Source organism: Pseudomonas fungipugnans, assembly GCF_029955235.1.
Lineage (GTDB): Bacteria > Pseudomonadota > Gammaproteobacteria > Pseudomonadales > Pseudomonadaceae > Aquipseudomonas > Aquipseudomonas fungipugnans.
Window position 1 is genome coordinate 1 of the sequence record NZ_JARBWL010000001.1, and the last position, 17,324, is coordinate 17,324.

General features: G+C 49.5%; 19 protein-coding genes and 1 pseudogene. 7 read left to right on the plus strand and 13 right to left on the minus strand.

Going from position 1 to position 17,324, the window contains the following annotated elements:
- Together POF45_RS00005 and POF45_RS00010 are read left to right on the plus strand one after the other, a co-directional pair.
- Window positions 1-1,340: hypothetical protein (locus POF45_RS00005; RefSeq protein ID WP_282314672.1), on the plus strand; the 1,340-nt coding region annotated here is incomplete at its 5' end.
- 13 nt (window positions 1,341-1,353) lie between these two features.
- A complete protein-coding gene (locus tag POF45_RS00010) occupies window positions 1,354-1,758 on the plus strand; it encodes a TetR/AcrR family transcriptional regulator (protein ID WP_282314673.1) in 405 nt (134 codons plus the stop codon).
- A gap of 8 nt (window positions 1,759-1,766) precedes the next feature.
- Here POF45_RS00010 and POF45_RS00015 read toward each other — a convergent pair whose 3' ends face one another.
- Entirely contained in the window at window positions 1,767-2,051 is a 285-nt protein-coding gene (locus tag POF45_RS00015; protein ID WP_282314674.1) for a helix-turn-helix domain-containing protein, read from the minus strand.
- A gap of 192 nt (window positions 2,052-2,243) precedes the next feature.
- On the opposite strand from POF45_RS00015, the gene POF45_RS00020 reads away from it, so the two are divergent.
- Both POF45_RS00020 and POF45_RS00025 read left to right on the plus strand, forming a co-directional pair.
- Window positions 2,244-2,723: a hypothetical protein gene (locus POF45_RS00020; protein WP_282314675.1), complete on the plus strand. Its 480-nt coding sequence runs from the start codon at window positions 2,244-2,246 to the stop codon at window positions 2,721-2,723.
- A 406-nt stretch (window positions 2,724-3,129) separates the two neighbouring features.
- Window positions 3,130-4,383 carry a DNA cytosine methyltransferase gene (locus POF45_RS00025; protein WP_282314676.1) on the plus strand — a complete coding sequence of 418 codons (1,254 nt, stop codon included), beginning with the start codon at window positions 3,130-3,132 and terminating at the stop codon, window positions 4,381-4,383.
- A 15-nt stretch (window positions 4,384-4,398) separates the two neighbouring features.
- On the opposite strand, the gene POF45_RS00030 is transcribed toward POF45_RS00025, so the two are convergent.
- The 4 genes and pseudogenes from POF45_RS00030 to POF45_RS00045 form a co-directional block, all read right to left on the minus strand.
- Entirely contained in the window at window positions 4,399-5,577 is a 1,179-nt protein-coding gene (locus tag POF45_RS00030) for a PP_RS20740 family protein (protein WP_282314677.1), read from the minus strand.
- A 3-nt stretch (window positions 5,578-5,580) separates the two neighbouring features.
- Window positions 5,581-7,662: an ATP-binding protein gene (locus POF45_RS00035; protein WP_282314678.1), complete on the minus strand. Its 2,082-nt coding sequence runs from the start codon at window positions 7,660-7,662 to the stop codon at window positions 5,581-5,583.
- Between the two features lie 38 nt (window positions 7,663-7,700).
- Complete coding sequence (locus POF45_RS00040) at window positions 7,701-8,921, minus strand: ApeA N-terminal domain 1-containing protein (RefSeq protein WP_282314679.1); 1,221 nt, start codon at window positions 8,919-8,921, stop codon at window positions 7,701-7,703.
- A gap of 123 nt (window positions 8,922-9,044) precedes the next feature.
- Window positions 9,045-9,467: pseudogene (locus POF45_RS00045) on the minus strand (DNA cytosine methyltransferase); the annotation flags it as partial.
- A gap of 48 nt (window positions 9,468-9,515) precedes the next feature.
- On the opposite strand from POF45_RS00045, the gene POF45_RS00050 reads away from it, so the two are divergent.
- Window positions 9,516-10,172: a hypothetical protein gene (locus POF45_RS00050; RefSeq protein ID WP_282314680.1), complete on the plus strand. Its 657-nt coding sequence runs from the start codon at window positions 9,516-9,518 to the stop codon at window positions 10,170-10,172.
- A 101-nt stretch (window positions 10,173-10,273) separates the two neighbouring features.
- Here POF45_RS00050 and yejK read toward each other — a convergent pair whose 3' ends face one another.
- A complete protein-coding gene (gene yejK, locus POF45_RS00055) occupies window positions 10,274-11,281 on the minus strand; it encodes a nucleoid-associated protein YejK (protein ID WP_282314681.1) in 1,008 nt (335 codons plus the stop codon).
- Window positions 11,282-11,387: 106 nt separating this feature from the next.
- Here yejK and POF45_RS00060 point away from each other — a divergent pair, with 106 nt between their 5' ends.
- Window positions 11,388-11,690, plus strand: a complete 303-nt coding sequence (locus POF45_RS00060; RefSeq protein WP_282314682.1) for a hypothetical protein — start codon at window positions 11,388-11,390, stop codon at window positions 11,688-11,690.
- Here the strand turns inward: POF45_RS00060 and POF45_RS00065 are convergent.
- The 6 genes from POF45_RS00065 to POF45_RS00090 form a co-directional block, all read right to left on the minus strand.
- Complete coding sequence (locus POF45_RS00065; protein ID WP_282314683.1) at window positions 11,687-12,166, minus strand: hypothetical protein; 480 nt, start codon at window positions 12,164-12,166, stop codon at window positions 11,687-11,689. The two genes, POF45_RS00060 and POF45_RS00065, sit on opposite strands and share 4 nt — an antisense overlap.
- An 81-nt stretch (window positions 12,167-12,247) precedes the next feature.
- Window positions 12,248-13,864 carry a YqaJ viral recombinase family protein gene (locus tag POF45_RS00070; protein WP_282314684.1) on the minus strand — a complete coding sequence of 539 codons (1,617 nt, stop codon included), beginning with the start codon at window positions 13,862-13,864 and terminating at the stop codon, window positions 12,248-12,250.
- Window positions 13,861-14,751, minus strand: a complete 891-nt coding sequence (recT, locus tag POF45_RS00075) for a recombinase RecT (RefSeq protein WP_282314685.1) — start codon at window positions 14,749-14,751, stop codon at window positions 13,861-13,863. The genes POF45_RS00070 and recT overlap by 4 nt, the downstream gene beginning before the upstream one ends.
- 154 nt (window positions 14,752-14,905) lie before the next feature.
- Window positions 14,906-15,109 carry a hypothetical protein gene (locus tag POF45_RS00080; protein WP_282314686.1) on the minus strand — a complete coding sequence of 68 codons (204 nt, stop codon included), beginning with the start codon at window positions 15,107-15,109 and terminating at the stop codon, window positions 14,906-14,908.
- The gene (locus tag POF45_RS00085) at window positions 15,106-15,297 is read right to left on the minus strand and encodes a hypothetical protein (RefSeq protein ID WP_282314687.1); all 192 of its coding nucleotides are present in this window, start codon (window positions 15,295-15,297) and stop codon (window positions 15,106-15,108) included. Before POF45_RS00085 ends, POF45_RS00080 begins: the two co-directional genes overlap by 4 nt.
- Window positions 15,294-15,731 carry a hypothetical protein gene (locus tag POF45_RS00090; RefSeq protein WP_282314688.1) on the minus strand — a complete coding sequence of 146 codons (438 nt, stop codon included), beginning with the start codon at window positions 15,729-15,731 and terminating at the stop codon, window positions 15,294-15,296. Before POF45_RS00090 ends, POF45_RS00085 begins: the two co-directional genes overlap by 4 nt.
- A 192-nt stretch (window positions 15,732-15,923) precedes the next feature.
- Between POF45_RS00090 and POF45_RS00095 the strand changes: the two genes are divergently transcribed.
- On the plus strand, window positions 15,924-16,268 hold the full coding sequence (locus tag POF45_RS00095; RefSeq protein ID WP_282314689.1) for a hypothetical protein: 345 nt from the start codon (window positions 15,924-15,926) through the stop codon (window positions 16,266-16,268).
- Between the two features lie 186 nt (window positions 16,269-16,454).
- On the opposite strand, the gene POF45_RS00100 is transcribed toward POF45_RS00095, so the two are convergent.
- Window positions 16,455-17,240, minus strand: a complete 786-nt coding sequence (locus tag POF45_RS00100) for a hypothetical protein (RefSeq protein WP_282314690.1) — start codon at window positions 17,238-17,240, stop codon at window positions 16,455-16,457.
- Window positions 17,241-17,324: the final 84 nt, after the last annotated feature.

Sequence of the window (17,324 nt, forward strand, 5' to 3'; positions counted from 1 at the left end):
AAATCTCTGCTAACTTAACTCAACCGCGAGCGTGGGAGGCGCCACCTGAGCCTGTCTGTATATATCTACTGAGATCGGCGATTCGATTTTTAGATGTAATGACCGAAGAGCTTTTAAGAATATTTTTCAAATATGTCTTCGCAGTTGAGGAAGCTAAAGGTCAGGGGTTAGTAACTAAAAAGAAAATCTCGGCTTTCGCTAATGCAGTTCTGAAGGGCGAGAATTTTCCTTCGGGTAGTGAGTTTGACACATTAATAAAAAATCTAAAGGCAGATAAACCCAACGATATTGCATCTCTATTAAATCATTTGCAAACAGCGTGTTTCGTAATAATTAGCTATACGTCTGGGCCGAGAGTAAGTGAGATTCGACGAGCATCAACCGAAAGTCTAAAATATGTACGACACATTAAAGGCCGCGAATTTCCTTATTATTATGCTGCCAGATCTAAAAAGCGCTTCTCTGGAGATAGAAATGTTTCGAATGCGACAGAGGATGAATCACCTTGGGTATTATCTCCTGCTGGGGTCATTGCGTTTGGAGTATTGAAAAGGCTTTCAGAGCCCGCTAGAGCAAAAAGTAAGAAAGATAACCTATGGTTGGTTACAGCAGGAAACGCTTTATGGCCGTTTAATGCTAGACAGGGATATAGCGTGATCTCCTCTACCGCTATAAATAAGCGTCTAAACAGTTTTGCAGTATTTATGAATTTAAAATCTACAATAGGGTGGGAGGGGAGGCTTTATTCTCATATGGGTAGAAAACACTTCGCCAGGTTTATAGCTAAGCGCGATCGAGCGGCTTTAGGCGATTTAGCTCTACAATACTCCCATACCTCTGCATATAGTGTGGACATAAGTTATGCGAAACCGGATTCAGAGTTTCGGAGGCTTCTAAAAGAGGAGTTTAATGTAGAGATGGAATCTGTGGCTTTAGAATTAGCCGGGCTTTCGCCTCAGCAAATATTTCATAATGTCGGAGCCAAGTTTGAAAGTCGAACAATAGGTAAGTTTGTTGGCCAAGTTAGAAGTATTAAAGAAATTCGAATCTTGTTGTCTCGAGGTACTATCTTAGTACCATGTCAATGGGGTGTGTGCATGTATAGGCAGGAAACGAGTGCCTGCAAGGGAAGCAAGCAAGAACCTAATCCTGAGAATCGGTCACCCAGTACGTGTGTAGGTTGTTTGAATTTTATTGCAACACCTAAACATCGTTTATGGTGGCAAAATTATAAGGATGATAGTTTAAGATTTTTGCGGCAGTCGAACTTGCCTCAGCAAACTCGTCTTATATTGACATCAAGACTTGAGGAATGTGAAGAAGTTTTAAGAATAATCTAGTTAGGAGTTGGCTATGACCACTACACGAGACTTGTTGCTAAAATCGCTTGCAGAGTTGACCGCGAAAGGTCCAAGTCACATCAGCATAACGGCGCTTTCTAAAATTGCTAAAATCAGTCGTTCATCTATTTATAAGTACTACCCGGATATTGTCATTAAAGTTAGAGGAGGGGCTAGCGAGTTTTCTTTGTCTAATATCGAGAAAATCAGTTTAAAATTGTACATCTTGAAAAAACAGCTCAAAGAGCAAAGGGTGCTAGTGGGTATGCTAACCAACGTTTGCTCAGAACAGTTGGTAGAGATTATCGAACTTAATGCCAAATATTTAGATGCGCTGGAGTCAAAAAATTTGCAGATAACGTTTCTTGAGAGTGCTCTTGCCAAGAGTAAGAAGGTTGTTCTAAAAACAGTTAAATAAGGAAGGTTCTATTCTTTTTGTTTGCTGAAATTTTCCAATTCATTATGCACTGTGGCGAGCAGCATTTCGGAATTTATGTCGTCATTTTTTATCAGGTAGCATTTAGTTAGCAGCGTTACAGGATGTACTCCGATATTGATAGCAAACTCCTCAAGTTTTTCAACAGATAAAGTCTTAATTCCTCTTTCTACATCACTTATATAGCTTTGGCTGGCCCCAATGCTTTCCTGAGAAAGGCCCTTGCTTTGTCTCAGCTCCCTCAGTGCTCGGCCCAGCGCTCGATTCAGATCCACGTCTCAATCCCCAAAAGGAATGATGAAGCCTTTTGGAGCTAAAAATCGCTATACTCTATTGAGTATAATTGAGCAATGAGCTGTAATTTAACCGATTCTGTTGCTCCAGCGGAGATGGTTCACCAGTGGGGCCGGGTAAACGAATTTATTTATAACGTATGAAGAACGTTAACAGCTTGAGCGGGAGAGGAAATGTTAGATCGGAATGAGATTTTAGATTTAATATTGATGTTAAAAGTTAATGACAAAATAGATAGTCTTGTCTCATCCGATCGTCACAATGAGGTTGCCAAATTACTGGGCTATCCTAAGTATTCCGATCTTCGCTCTACATTGTTGTCTTTCCCAGAGTCAAATTTCAGAGAGTTTTCTATTTTTCTCATGAGAAAAATTTGCCTTCTTAGAATGCCTGTATCTGACATTGCTTATTATGAGTTCCGTAAGAGCACTAGAACGGAGTTTACTTACTATAGCATGTGGAGCGAGGATCTTGATGGTGAAGCGGTGAGAGTTCCCCGCCCGTTAAATGGACCAAAGACCGTTGTCAGATTGAGATCTAGAAATGAAGAGGTTTTCGTTTTGGAGTCAATGAAAGAATTGATGCTTTGGACTTCATATTGGAACTCAAACGCTCTGGTCAATAAAGACGTTGCCACACGTCTTATTGATTAGCTCCGATGAAGAGATAATCTGGAAGCATTGTAAATCATCGGTGCGTTAGAATGATAACGTTCCTCGGCAGCTCAGTTAAAGCCATAGGCTATGGCTAAGGGGGCCTTGGAGGCTGCTCAATGGCCCTGCAAGCTCCTTTGGTGATCCTTTCGTGAAAGGGTTGGGGGTAGGCGCATTGTCGGCTCTTAGGGCTGCGACAGTCGTTTTGTCGCTGACGTCCTAAATTGTTGCATACGCTGCGGCAATTCCTGTCGCACAGGGTGAACCCTAATATCTGACTTATACCCTCCCATGTCGAAAATTCAGCGTCGGCAGACGCCTACTTTTCTTGACTTTTAGCTTTTTGAGCTTACCCTGGGCGAGCCATTTTTCAGTATTGTCATTGACCAGCAGAGGCTTTAACGTTATGGGTTTTTCGGAACGCCCAGAAAGGAAGGGTACGTTCATTGACCTTTTTTCAGGATGTGGTGGCCTTTCTCTTGGCTTGATGCAAGCTGGCTGGGATGGCCTGTTTGCTATTGAAAAAACATCCGGAGCATATAAAACGCTAGAGCATAATTTAATCGAAGGCCCACGATATAAATATAGTTGGCCTGATTGGTTACCTCAGATCAATATGGAGGTCAGCCATTTAATCGATAATTATCAAGATAAGCTTGAAGCGCTTAGAGGAACAGTTGACTTAATCGCGGGAGGGCCGCCTTGCCAAGGTTTTTCACACGCAGGGAAAAGAGATCCGAATGATCCCCGTAATAAGTTAGCGGAACAATACATAAAAGTTGTAGAAATTGTGCAGCCCAAGTATCTGCTCTTGGAGAATGTACGAGGATTTAACACTAAATTTAAAAGCTCTGGTGATGCAAGCAGCATCCCCTATTCTCTAGTCGTGAAGAAGCGGCTTGAAGCGCTCGGCTATGGTGTTTCGTTTCGGATCATAAAAAGTTCAGACTGGGGGGTGCCTCAACACCGGCCTCGTTTTATTATGATAGCCAAACGTGCCACAGATAGTGATCAATTTGATCCTTTTGTAGATCTTGAATCATTTCGCCGGAACTTCTTATCGCGTAAGGGGCTTAGTACTGAAAATCCTGTAACTGTCCGTGACGCTATAGGTGATTTAGAAACTTATGGGAAAAGCCTGGTTCCTAATTTGGACTCTGGTAGGACTGGGTTTTTCGAAGCTGAATTTATTAAGTCTGCATCTCCCAGCAAATATCTACAGCTTCTCCGTTCAGAGAATTGTGAGCCACCAAATAGCAGAAGGTTAGCTAAGCATAGTGATGTTGTTAGCTCTCGCTTTCAGCTAATACTAGATAAATGTGAGCGCGGTGTAACTATATCGGACGAGTTTAGGACAGCTTTCAATATAAAAAAACAAGCTATTACTCCGCTTGATGGAGATTTGCCGTCCGCGACAGTTACAACGCTGCCTGACGACATATTACATTATCTTGAGCCTAGGATATTAACGGTTCGAGAGAACGCAAGACTTCAATCATTCCCTGACTGGTTTTCATTCCAAGGTGTTTACACCACAGGGGGTAAGCAACGTAAGTATACTTGCCCTCGATATACACAAGTTGGCAACGCGGTACCTCCAATACTGGCAGAAGCGTTGGGGATGTTGTTGAGTAGGCATGAGTCGAAAGGGGCCGTCTAAGACGGCCCCTTAAGCTTAGGCTTTCATTTCGTCGTCATACGTTGTTACATCCCATCCTGATTCTTTGAGCAGCACCTTCATATCTTCAGCGTAAGCAGCATATAGATTTTGGTTTGTTACCAACAATTGGTCGATGTCGAGAGACATGCAAAGCTTGTGTATAGCCGCGTGCTTATCTGAAGACTTATCTTGCTCGCTCAGTGCGGAGGTTGGCTCAGTGTGGTGCTGTGCCAACCCCAGAGCGTCAGCTCTGACTGTGGCTTGTTTGGTAAAGCGGATTACGTAAGAAAACATATCTGGAAAATCGTTTCCTCCGTGAACTTTGTACTTCATCACACTCACGGCCTGCATCCTTGCGTCATTCGCATGGGTCAGGCGGATGACCCAATAAATAAAACACGCTTGTAGGATTTCGGACAACTCAACCTTCGATATTTTATCGTCTGAAAAACTCTTCTTTTCTCGGGCAAGCTCGTAGATCTCGCGACGGTACTCTTCTAATGCGGCAACGAATGCCACATCATCGCTGACTTCTTCTCGAAAAACCCTATCTAAGTTGGCAAGCAGTTCCTGCGTTATACCTTCTTTGTCCGCCCTTGTTGTTAAAAAGAACAGCCACGGTGTATCTAGCATTTTATTGAACTGTACTGTGAACAACGCCATCATCGAGTCGATTGTTTCTTGCTTGAAGACGCCGTCACAGAAGTCCAAATTTATAAGATGATAAGCACCATGTTGACCAACACGCTTTAAGGCAAGAGAGCCTTTTTTAGACAATGCGTGAAAATTATAATGTTCGACTTTGGATTCGCGGTCCACGTTAGGTCTATCGAGGAGCTCGCTTAGCCTGATATCAGCTCTCTCTTTTTCCGCTTCTGTGTCAATGAAACCGTGGACGAGAAGTTTTTTGCTTTCAAATTTATCAGTCGCCATCATTTTTTTGCTGAAGAAATTTATATCAAGCAGGTCTCCTCCCGGGAGACCAAAATATTTTATTGTATTTATTTCTTTATATTCTTCGAATCTTCTAATTAAAAAATCCAGGTGATACCACCATTGCTTGTCTCTGACAAATTGTTTGCGAGGCTTGTGCCATGGCTTGAATACAATTGCAGTGGCAGCGACAGGAGATACTCCCCCTGTAACGTCGTTAAGATTAAATAATCCGCCATCATCTCCAAAAAGATTGCTCATTTTCTATCCCTCGAAACTGATGATTTGGATAATATCTTCAATGAGGCTTTCTCGCTGAGATGCGGACAGATCATTAAGGATTCTATAGCTTTCTAATACTTGAATAATTGCTTCGGTTTTGCTTTCGATGAAGTAGCTTTTTTTAGATTTTGAAGTGGTCAACCCGGAAAGTTCTAGATACCTATTTTTTTCAATTTTTATCGACTCCATGGGCAAATCGGAAATCGACATGTCTCCTTTTACACTCGATGACGCCTTATCACCATCTACCAAGTACAGATTACTCACATCGCTATAATCTAAGCCGCTACGTCCTATACTATTGAGCACAATGCGAGATAGGTTCTCGTCATAGCTGTTTCTGCTACTATCTTGATTTTTATCTACTTCTTCTTTTTTAATTGCTTTATATTTATTTACGACTTGTCGTATGGCCTGATGAAGCCATTTCATCATTATCTGATAGTGCGGGTGGGATATGTTAAAAGATTCCCTATCGATATTGAGTGCGGAGTCAAGACCATTGTTGACAAATATCTCGACTGTTAACTGGCTTTTAATCGTGTGCTCGGCAACCTGATGCTTCATAAATGTTTCGTCAAATAAGGTACCTGACGAATTATGAACGCGAACCAAAACACCGTTGTGATCTCTAGGGATTACTTTCGGTGTCCATAGTAGGTATGCATCAAAAGAGATCTTCCCGCCGGAGTCCTGATTGTCTACGGCTGATAAATCTGGAGAGTAACTGCCCACGAATAAAATTGGACGTTTAACCGCGCCGCTAGATTTGGGTAGGCCACTCAACTTTAGTGGACGAAACAGTTTAACCCCGTCAATTACGACATTGAAATCGATATCATCATATGTCGCTAATGAAGGTAAAATTGTACCTATCGGTGACTCTTTGTCATCAGGTTTGTATCGATTAGCTTGGCCTTTAAGTTTGTTGCTGATGATATAAACATCACTAATTTCTTTAGTTGAATATCGAAACGGATGTTTTTCGATGTAGTTTAATGGTACTGATAGCGACAGCGTCCATAGCATGTTTAGATAGTTGTCGAAGACGATTGCTAGCTTAGGGTTTGTAGTTACATTTGTTAGTGAAAGTACCGAGTTGTATAATTTTAGTAGTTTGTCTTCGCTTTTATCAGTTTCATTCCAGGGTAGCTCTGGCTCTCTGTCTGTGCCATCGTAAAACTCAAATCCATCTTTGCCGAAATAGTTCCCAACATGAAATTTTGGTTTTTCTAATTTTGAGGAGTTAAGCAGGTCATCACTCGGAATACTCGACTCCAGCTCAGTTTCGGCGGCTTCTTGACCCCATATGTCGACACTTCTCAGTTGGTCTCTCGCACTCTTTTTTATATTTCTCAGTACAATGTCAGTGCCGTGCGCGTCAATATTTTCGGTGTTGTCTGTCCATATTTCTACCTCTCCTGTTTCGAAGCTTGCTCCTCTCGCTTCAACATCTCCGTCACCTCCGCCAGTCGCGGTGTTTTCATCGCTGGCTGAAACTTTGTCTTCAAACTCTTTTTCTTTTTCCCGGATATACTCTTCTGAGTAGTTATGAAGGCGTATCCGAGCTTTTAAATAGAAGTCATCGCCTTTTTGCTTTGTAATTATGTCGAAGTCGCGGGTTAGCTGAGCAACACTAAACAGGCCGATACCAATTTTGCCGATGAGCTTTCTTTTCTTGTTAAGGCTTAGGGAACTATCTTTCTCGTCTGTGACTTTTAATGAACCACCTTTGCCGCTTCTTTTGGCGCTTGCCCCGACATGATTGAGAAGATTAACTAACGTTTCAATAGACATCCCATTCCCATCGTCTCGGATAGTAATGGTTTGGAATCGAGGAACATCCGTGTTGATTGTGACGTTAACGGCGTCTGCGTCATACGCGTTTGATATAAGCTCTCGTATGGCTGAGCCGGGCAGCCTATAAATGCCATCTGTTACGCGTGCGAGTACTTTTTCATCTGTCTCTAGTTTGGTCTTTGCTGATTGACCCGTTTGACTATAATTTTTTATTTTTTCTACTAGATCTAGCTCACCCTTGTTAAGGATATCTTTAGATTCCATCCTGATTGCCTCCAGCTATGATCGGCTCTACATCATTATTAGTAATAACGTCGATTGTTCAGAAATTGTTCCAGTTTTTTCTTTCTCTCGAAGCGATCAGAGATCGAGTCGGTCTGAATTTTTTTAAAGTGCGCTCCATCGAAGCCTAATTTATCAAGCAAAAATAGATCTATAATTATATCGATCTTAGAATATAAGAATGGAAGATTTTCAGCATTAGCGGCTGCTGGAGGTTGTTCACGGCTGTAATGAGTGAAATAATTTCTCGAACGAGTGATGTCTCTACATAGTCCTTCAATCACTTGTGCTTCTTCGCTTTTTACGCGAAATAGGAGTGCCTTATATTTTTGCCTCGATACCACTTCGCGAACTCTTTCGAAGTAGTCCATTTCGTTATTGTTTTCTAGCTTCTTATGTAGCGCCTCTATGAGTTGGGCTCTTAATAAATACTTTGTATTTAGATCGGATTCACTAATTTTTGGTAGAAAGTACAAAATAATTAACGGAAGGATTTTGTTATACAATTTGTTCCAGCTGTTGAATCTATGTTGAAGTTGTGCGAGCGTGCTCCCGAATAATGGAGGGTTTTCCTCTTCGATTCGGGAACTAAAAAAAGCTGGTTTGTAATACAGACACCATTTTTCCTGTCCATCTGTTATTTCTGTTTTTCCTTGAAGTAAAATCTTTCCTGTTGCAAATGATATAAAAGTGACAGCTCTATGAAGAACAGTTTGAAACTGTTCAATTGTTGCAGGCCTGGGGCTGATTATGGTGGATTTTGTCGGACTATTTTCTTTAGCGGGCGAATATCGTAGATTTATTTTAAATCCAGAAAACATTAGAGTTGTTTCGTAACTTCCCTCAAGTGACGACGCATCTTCAAACCATGGTGCTAACCCTTTAATTTCAAATTCGAAGTTAGTGCCTTTTATGCTTTCTTTAGATTTTAGGTAAGTGTTACCAATAAATAAAATGGGAGAGCTTAATGTCGAAGGTGGTATCTCGCCCACACCGAAAGCTTTTTGATGGTACATCGCTTTATGTATTGATACGGCTTCTCCCGAGTCAAGCTCTCCATAGACCGTATCCTCAATGATGCAGTCGTCCCGGCTGAATGCTTTCTGTGTAGTTAAAATAAAGGACCCGTCGTGTTGGATCTTTATTTCTCCGGGGATCTTTCTATCGAGTTTTACGGGCACCCAAAACACGCCGTTTAAAATCTGGGCGGGTGTTTCTGTGCTTTCCACGCTTTTGTTCACGACTGCCACATCCTTTTGGGTCTTTGGGGACGGAGAGGATGAGTTTATAGCATGTTAGCGATCTGCCACCATCGACGATGGTAGTGGTACGAGGCGACAGTGTTGACATGTCCACCTAACCGGCACGTTCTCCAGGCTGATGACTCGAGGCTTCTTTTTGCCGGCCCACTTCAGTCCGATCCACGACAGGTTTCGAATCTCGCGCTTGCGCGGTTGGCCACCGGCGGCCTGGCTATGGTGCGTGCAGTCCGGTGACATATGGAACCAGCCGACGGCTTTACCTCCGCACTCGGTGTCAGGATCACCCTCGAACACGTCGGTGGTGTAGTGCACGGCGCCCGGGTGGTTGACGGTGTGCATGCTGATCGCTTGAGGACTGTGGTTCTTCGCGACACTCACCGCGCGGCCGAGGCCCATTTCCAGCCCGGTTCCAGCGCCGCCGCCTCCGCAGAAGAAGTCGACAACGATCTCATCGTCCTGTGTGCTGAAGCCGAGTCCGTATTGAGTTTTGAAATCGGAGGGGTGTTTCTTCTGTTGTGCGGACATAGTTGGTCCTCGGGAGGTATAGTCCCTGCCTTTTAGGGGGCGTAATTTATGCGGATATTTTTAGGTGTGTTGGGTGTTTTGCTGTTCGCAGCAGCAGCATCAATAGCGTTTTACTTGCTTAATGTGGGCAAGTTTTCAGGCGCTGAATTTACTGCATTTGTTGTGGCGTTTGCGGTTTTGGCAATGGTCATAGCATATGCTCCAGAAGTTCAGGAAATATCCATTGCAGGTAACGTCGTTAAACTGAAAGAAGTTAAGGCTGAAGCGTTAAAAGCCATCGATAGTCTGAATAAGTCGCGCATTGATATGCTTCGAGTGTTTTTGGGACTCGCTCTTAAGCATTCAGGTGGGTTTGCTAGCTCCTCACCCATAGACCCTCGGGCGCGTGATTTCTGGAAGCTTCTAGATCAGATTAGAGAATACAGGTGTTTTGATGAACTTAAAGACGAGCTTAAGCTAAGTGTAAGCGTGCTTCTTTTCGCGCAAATCGGGAACATTGCGATGAGAAATAGGGATGAAAGAATAAGTACCGCTGAACCTTATTTGGATCCGCTGGAATTGGCTTCGATAGCATTTGATGTTAAGGGCATACAAGAAGCGGAGGCGGCTACTAGCCCAAAGCCTGAAAATTATCGGGGAGAAATTAAAGAGGCGCTGGCAGAATATGCAAAACTCTTTGACCTTCAAGCCGAACTAAATAAATAATTCTTATGGCTCGAAACCGGTCGCGGCGAACTCTTCAAACTGTCACGACCGGTTTCAGGTTGCTATATTGTGGCGAAGCGGGCGAAACCTTCAGTTAGCCGTCATGCTGCTGCGCGTTTTAGTTGGTCGGTGAGCTGGGTAGGCAATTTGCGCAGCGTCAGCGTGCCGCCGGCTTCGTCAAACTCGACCCCGTCACCCAGTAGGTGGTGATCAAAGCTGATCGATAGGCCATCAGCGCGGCCGGTGAAGCGCCGGAATTTGTTCAGGGTCTTCTTGTCCGGCGGGATTGAGGCCGAAAGGCCGTAGTCCTTACCTTGGACGAACTCGGCAAACGCCAGCGGCTGATCGTCGTCGAGCACTTCGGACAACTCATCCAGGGTGATCGCTTCGCCGATCTTGGCCTGGGTCATCGCGTAGCTGACTAGAGTGTCGGTCTTCTCGCGGGCGGATTCTTCCCCTAGGTCTTCGCTCTCAACGAAGTCGCTGAACGCCTTGAGCAGGGCGCGGGTTTCGCCCGGGCCGTCGATGCCTTCCTGCGCGCCGATGAAATCGCGGAAGTACTCGTTGAGTTTGCGGCCCTGCTTGCCCTTGAGGTAAGAGATGTACTGGCGCGACTGTGGGTTGTTCTGCCATTCGCTGATGTTGATGCGCGCCGCCAGGCGGATATGGTCCAGGTCCAGGCGCTTGACCGTCATCAGGTGCAGCTCTTCGGTCATCGTCACTGCTTCCGCTTCCTGCACCAGAGCAATGATCAGGTAGTCGGTCAGGCCTTGGCGGTAGTGACAGAAGAGGGCGTGCCCGCCGGTGGTCAGGTTCGACTCTTCCATCAGCCGGGTCAGGTGCTCGACGGCGATGGTGCTGAAGTCAAGGAAGTCGGAGCCGCCCGCCAGATACTTACCAAGCCAGCCGCTGAGTGGGTGCGCGCCAGATTCTGCGTGGAAGAAACCCCAACCCTTGCCGGCGGCGGCGTTGTAGCTTTCGTTGAACTGTTGCACCAGATCGTCGCGAGCCTGGCTCTCGACCTGCTCGGCACTGCCGAAGAACAGAACAGCCGGTGTGCCGTCGGGCTTCTTGTCGATCTTGTGGATTGCGCTGTGGAGAACTGACATTGCGGTTACCTCGGGTAGGCGCCGCCCTCCGTGTCCGGTGGTGGCAATTTGGTTTGGGTTGGGGTATTACAAGCTCTCGGCATCAGGCCGGTTTAAGGAGCAAGTGATGCAACATTTCGGAAAAGAGTATTTTCAGTTTTTTGAGAGTCGTCCCGCCGCAGAGCGTCGTGATTACACTCACCAAGACGGCGTTACATCTGTAGTGGCCGTATCTCTGTCTGACGGAAAGGTTGATGAGGCTTTCGCTGGAGTTTACGAGACGAACGGAAAGCTCAGGTTCGAGCAAGTTTTAGATTCAAAAGCTCTGCAACTACTGGTTGGCGACACATCAATTGATTACATGGAAACTCTGGCTCGACTCACCGAGTTAGTAACTGAAAAAGCTGGGTCAGTTGTGGTGAAGAACTAGTCATCACGTCCCATTCTCAGCTCTTCTCGAATGCGTGCCTGATCCAATTTTCGCGACACGTTTTCATTGATCGTGATTTCGTGTCGCGGAATGCGCAGATGTTTGGCAGAACCTTCAGGCCCGGCGTCGTGAGCGCACAGAATCAGAAGCTCGATTACATGCTTGTGACTGGCCCCGAACATCTGGCCAGCCAGATCATCAAGTCGGTCCTGAATCCCTTGCCGTGCGTGGTGCCGAATCATCTCGGCGGGCATCAGCGGGATGTCGGCGTTTCGATATAGCAAAGCACTTTCAGGGACTGCATTCAGGATCAACAACTGTAGAGCCTCGCCCATCTCGCTAATTTTGTTCCAGTGCATGAGGTCGCCGAGCATCTGCTTGATGCCGTATCGGACCGTGTGCCGCAACTCCACCTCCTTCATCGCTTGCCGCTTCAGCGCTGCCTTTGCTGATCGCGCTTTTCCATCCATTGCCATGGCCTACCTCTTCAATTCCGCTGGCCGGCAGGTCCAGCCAAGGCTGCCGGCGTCGCTGACTTGTTACTCGCTTCATCTTGCTCATGCCGCGGCGTTCACCAGAGTCACACCGGCCATGCTGAAGAGCGAACCCTGCTGGGCGACCAGCGCATCCAATGCATCCCAGTCGACAGTCAGCACGCTGAGCGGCGCCAGTCCGCCGGCAACCGCGTGTACCAAGGCCTCCAGATCGGTGACTTTGGCGCGGTAGCTCACCGGTTTTGCTGAGGCAGCAGGCTTTACGATCGTTGCAACGGCGGGGGCCGCTTTCGTTGGGGGAGGCGACGCCAATTCGGCCGGCGCGGCTTCTTGCTGCTCCCGCTCCAGGCACTGGCGCTCTTCGGTGCGAATCCGCTCGCGCTGCTCTTCTTCCTTCTTGGCCTCAGCCGCCTGATGTTCCGAGACCCGCACCTTGATGAGCGCAACCAGGTCGTCATTGGCCTTGAGCACCAAGTGCTGGGTATCGTTGAACAGGAACAGGTGATCGCCGGCGAGTTCGACCAAGCTGGTCAAGTTGGCGCGGATGCTGTCACCGACTTGACTGGCGGCGATCTTCGCCCGGGCCAGCTCCGAGTCAGCGCCATCGCGCAGGCTGCTAATCGACTTCTTACCCTTAATGGCGCCAGCGAAGTCGGCAGGTATGGCAGGCATGCGCGCTTTGCCGCTCAGCGAGGTGTTGATCTGGTCGATGTGTGCCTGCAGCGCCTTGGCGGCATTCATGACGATGTCTTCGCGGATGCTGATCTTGCGAGCCGTCACCAGCTTGTTCAACTCTAGACGCTTGCGTCGCGCTTCAGCGGCGATATCGTCGATGGTCTTGAACAGAGCGTCGATGCTTTCGGTTTGGCTCAGGGCGTGCTGCTTGGCAGCTTCCAGACGCTCCTCGACATCACCGCACCATTTGACGGTCTTTTCGGCGTCGGCGAAGTGCTGATCCGTTTCCAACTCGGTGTTGATCGAGTTAAAGACGGCCAACGAGTGAGCCTTGAACTGTTCAAGGTTGCTGGCGGTAACCATGCCGGTCACTTCGATGCGCAGCGCGGGCAGGCTGTCCGGCGTCTTGCCGACCGCCTCAGGTATGACCTCGACCGGAGTGAAGTCGAGCAGGTCGGCTTGGAACTGCTTCCAACCAGCGACGAGCGTCGCGGCGCGGCTCGGTACCGGGGTGTATTCCATCGACACGAAGTTGTCCTCGGTACCGTCGGAGCAAACGAAGATTACTTTCTCGGCGCCGCTCACCAGCAGTTGCTGCTCGAGCTGCCAGTAATAGTGCGGGTCCAGGTTGCCGGCCAGTACATCGGCGGCGAGCTGCTCGTTCCACATTTTGTGCTCGAACAGCATTTCGCCGAGCATGGTGCAGCCGTCGAGCGAGGCGAGCAGGTCGCCGTCGGTACCGACAACGGGAAAGAGGTCTTCACCGATCCGCGCTTCCAGAATCGGCCGGGCCAAGGCTTCAGCTTCGTGGCCTTTGTCGAACAGGTATTTCTGTACCCACCACGAAATGTCGCGGTCGAGGCCGGTCTTTTTGGCGCTGAGCAGTTCGGTGCGCTTCATCTGCTTCGAGGCGCCCATCATGGCCGGTGCCTCGGAGGCGGTGAAGTAGTTGGCGCGAAGTGCGTGCCAGGCTTCGGAGCCCTGAACTACGTTATGAATCTTCATTCGGTTTCTCCTGCAATTGGCGCCATGCGGTGGATGCGATCTGTCTGCTCGACGCTGAGCGTGTATTTGGATTCGAGGAAGGCGATCAGGCTTTCAGCGTCTGTCTTTCCCTGGTCGACGCCGCTTTGCCAGGTAGGCAGCATCGTTTCGAACTTTTCTTCCGGATAGCTGGGCAATGCCGTCGGCGCCGAACCTTTGCGGGGTGAAACATCGCGGCCGGGCGGGGCGGTTTCCTCGAGCTCGTCCGGGCTGTACACGCCGAGAATCACGTCGGGGCAATACAGGCGCGACCATCGCTTGGTGGCGAGGTAGGCCAGCTGCTGGCGCGGATCGTCAGCCCAGAGCGTGCTGTTGCGGGTGCGGGCCTGGGCCAGCAGCAGCTCAAGAACACGGGGCTCATCTTCGCCGCGGAAGGTGGCCCAGACTTTGACGCCTAGGCCTTCCTCGTCTTCGAGTTTCCAGCCTGGCTGGCGGTATTGTTTGCCTTCGCTATTGGTCTTGATGTCGAACTTGCCGATCACCTTTTCCCAGGCGCCGTACCACTCGTAATGCAGGCGATCCAGAACCGGTGCGCAGGTTGTGATCACCGCGTTGACCAACTGGGCCTCGTAGCCGAGCACGCCGTTCACCAGATGCGTTTTCTGCGCAACTGCGAAGGGGTTCATCTTCCACTGCATTGACTGCATGATCACCGCGAGGCAGTCGGCCGAGTTGCCGTTGAAGTGCTTCGGCACCGTGGCACGGCCGGTGGCCATGACATCGGCCAGGCGCATCATCTTGTCGAGACTGTCGCCATCGAGCACCAAGGCGCTGGTGCTGGTCGCTGCGTGAGGAAGAACGTGCAGGTTTTGTTCGTGCGCCACCGGCGCCACGCTTTGTGCGGACATGACAATTCCTTGCCGCGCGCTGGCGCAGCTTTTGAAAGGTGTGTGCTATTGAGGGATTGGCGCGGAGAGGGCGCCGAACAACATAAGGGCGGTGCAGGTGGCGAGCGCGAAGAACGAACTGCGCCAGAAGACAAGGCGGCGGGCGCGCTGGTGATTACTCATTGCGCGATTCTTGTTTCTGCACTCGATAGCGCAGCACCTGAAGAACACGACCGCCGTAACCCGGCTCGGCGTATTGCTCAACTGGAGCACCAAAGAACCCGCGCCGCTCGGCCAGGCCGTAAGCCTCGCGCAAGTTGTGAGCGCTGATGTCTTCAAGCTGCTCGTCAATCAACGATTTAACCGGTGCCGTACTCATTCCGTCTCCTTGCGCCGCTGACAGATGTCACGCAGCCGCTTGCAGTAGTGGTTGAACTCGTCAATGGTGATTGCGCCATCGGTGAAGAGGCGGGTGATCAGCGCCTGTACCAGCAGACTGATGTCCTCCGCGCCGAAGGGCGTAGCAACGCCATCAAGGGCCTGGTCGATCAGGATGTGAGGGCTCACAGATCACCGTCCACGTCGTCCTCGGCTGCTTCCTGCTCGGCGGCCACCGCATCGGAGGCGTGCGGGCGAAGGAAGGTAGCGGCGATCGCTTCGAGCTTCGTGACCGGGCTGTTACTGCCCAGCAGGTGCTTGGCGTGGGTCAGCGCCTCGGCCCGGCTGCCTACGACCACCGCCAGGACCAGGTTGGCGAACGAGTCTCGATCATCCAGCCCGTCGATCTGCCGCTGGTTCAGGTAGTGCTGCAGGTGTTCGGCATACTGCGCCTTGGTCACCTTCTGGACCGGGGCAAATCGGCGCTTCCATTCCACGTCCGAGCCGCACACCAACTGCTCAGCGGCGCTTTCCAGCCACTCCCGTTGTTCGTCCGGTTCGCTCACCGCCGGAGGCAACTTCGCATCGTGCATGGACTGACAGATATTCATTGCTGCGTTCATGGTTGCCTCCAGAGCGGCGGGTGTTGATCCAACAAAACTCGGATGCACTCATCCGCTCCGCTGGTTGCCGTTGGGCGCGGAGGTGAGTGCATTCGGGTGGTGTCGGCAGCGGGGCGGGGTTAAAGAAATGATTGGACTAAGCCGATAGGCTTGCGTCGGCATTGATGCCAAACATGAAAGCTGGAGTATGAAATGCCGTGGAATAAAGCGCGTACTGGCGTATTCGCAGCTCTTGTTGGCTGCACTTTTGCGTCGACCGCACAAGCTGCCAGCGATCACGAACTAGCCGTCGTGTCGGTCGCCTTTCATCAGGAATGCGGAAAGAAACACCCTGATATGGTTTTGTCTTTGGACCAATTCATATCGTTGCATACGCACATGTCTGACAAGTTAGCGAATCACGTCCGAGAAGTCGCTTCACAGCCGCAGTACAAAAGCGAAGTAGAGGAGGCGGTCAGAAAAATAAACACTGAGGCTGACCAATACTTGGTGGAAGCCATATGTGATAGCTATTACAAAGAGGTGGTAAAGCGGTAGCGGCGCACGCTTGTCGCATCGGGGTGTGATCTGGCCGGGGCTCAACTGGCATTCGGCGGAAGGGGCTGCCCTGTAGGCGACCGGTTGGCACATCCGCTGCCCGAGACTTAGCCTCAGATCACACCCCGATGCGCTCTCATAGAGAGGATCGGGCAGTTAATGACAGGCTGTCGTGGCGCTGGTTGTTCAGTCGTAGAGCCCGTAGCTCAGGTCATCTGGGTCGCAGTCCATCACCAGAATTGCGTTGCCGAAGTACAGGGACGCCAACATGCGCTCCCACTTCGAATACACCTGCATGTCGATGGCGATCTTCTTGTCATCCAGCTTGGCGCTGTAGACCTCGCCAAATGCCAAGGTCGGTTTCCATCGATCGCCGGTTTCACGCTCGCCCTTGATACTGATGTGCAGCGCGTGTTTCAGGCTGTAGTTGCTGCGCGAGGAAGACGAGTAGTGGCTGCTCCGGTAACTGTCTTCCGGCTCTGGATCGAAGTAGATGTGCATCGTCTTGTGGGAGTGGCTGCCGTCGCCTTCTTCAACGCGAATTTCCGGACGCTCCCATCGGCCTTCGGCGGCACTCTCTTTGTGGTGCTCCACGAATTCGTCGAGCAGTTTCTTCAGCGAAACCTCGCCGGTCAGCAGGCCCTCACCGGTGAGCACATCAGCTATGGACTTTTCGGCGCGCTCCAAGATGAGCGAACCCATGGCCGCTTGTTCCCAGCGCTGGCTGAGGGCGTTGGCTACGAGGGCGTTGTAGCGCTGAAGCTCGAACATGTCGGTGACGTTGGCCGGCAGTGCAGCCTTGACGGCGTCCTTGATTGCTCCGCCGAAGTCGCCGTAAGAGCGGAAGGTATCGCTCACAACTTCTTTGAACAGCTTCTCGATGCCCTCGTCGATCAATTCGCGCGGGCGGTCGGACTGGGCGTATGCAGTGACGCGCTCGGCAAGCAGCGCTTGAAGGGTTTGTTCGCTCATTTGATGCTCCGTGCTTGATCGGTTGTTTTCCCAATGCACCCGTCACCAGGTGCATCAGTGAAACTTTCCGCTGGGATCCGCTAC

Coding starts and splice junctions, on each gene's coding strand:
- POF45_RS00050 (WP_282314680.1), top strand. CDS start 9,516: ATGCGGATATTTTTAGGTGTGTTGGGTGTTTTGCTGTTCGCAGCAGCA.
- POF45_RS00100 (WP_282314690.1), bottom strand. CDS start 17,240: ATGAGCGAACAAACCCTTCAAGCGCTGCTTGCCGAGCGCGTCACTGCA.
- POF45_RS00095 (WP_282314689.1), top strand. CDS start 15,924: ATGCCGTGGAATAAAGCGCGTACTGGCGTATTCGCAGCTCTTGTTGGC.
- POF45_RS00035 (WP_282314678.1), bottom strand. CDS start 7,662: ATGGAATCTAAAGATATCCTTAACAAGGGTGAGCTAGATCTAGTAGAA.
- POF45_RS00070 (WP_282314684.1), bottom strand. CDS start 13,864: ATGAAGATTCATAACGTAGTTCAGGGCTCCGAAGCCTGGCACGCACTT.
- POF45_RS00030 (WP_282314677.1), bottom strand. CDS start 5,577: ATGAGCAATCTTTTTGGAGATGATGGCGGATTATTTAATCTTAACGAC.
- POF45_RS00090 (WP_282314688.1), bottom strand. CDS start 15,731: ATGAACGCAGCAATGAATATCTGTCAGTCCATGCACGATGCGAAGTTG.
- POF45_RS00060 (WP_282314682.1), top strand. CDS start 11,388: ATGCAACATTTCGGAAAAGAGTATTTTCAGTTTTTTGAGAGTCGTCCC.
- POF45_RS00020 (WP_282314675.1), top strand. CDS start 2,244: ATGTTAGATCGGAATGAGATTTTAGATTTAATATTGATGTTAAAAGTT.
- POF45_RS00065 (WP_282314683.1), bottom strand. CDS start 12,166: ATGGCAATGGATGGAAAAGCGCGATCAGCAAAGGCAGCGCTGAAGCGG.
- POF45_RS00025 (WP_282314676.1), top strand. CDS start 3,130: ATGGGTTTTTCGGAACGCCCAGAAAGGAAGGGTACGTTCATTGACCTT.
- recT (WP_282314685.1), bottom strand. CDS start 14,751: ATGTCCGCACAAAGCGTGGCGCCGGTGGCGCACGAACAAAACCTGCAC.
- POF45_RS00010 (WP_282314673.1), top strand. CDS start 1,354: ATGACCACTACACGAGACTTGTTGCTAAAATCGCTTGCAGAGTTGACC.
- yejK (WP_282314681.1), bottom strand. CDS start 11,281: ATGTCAGTTCTCCACAGCGCAATCCACAAGATCGACAAGAAGCCCGAC.
- POF45_RS00080 (WP_282314686.1), bottom strand. CDS start 15,109: ATGAGTACGGCACCGGTTAAATCGTTGATTGACGAGCAGCTTGAAGAC.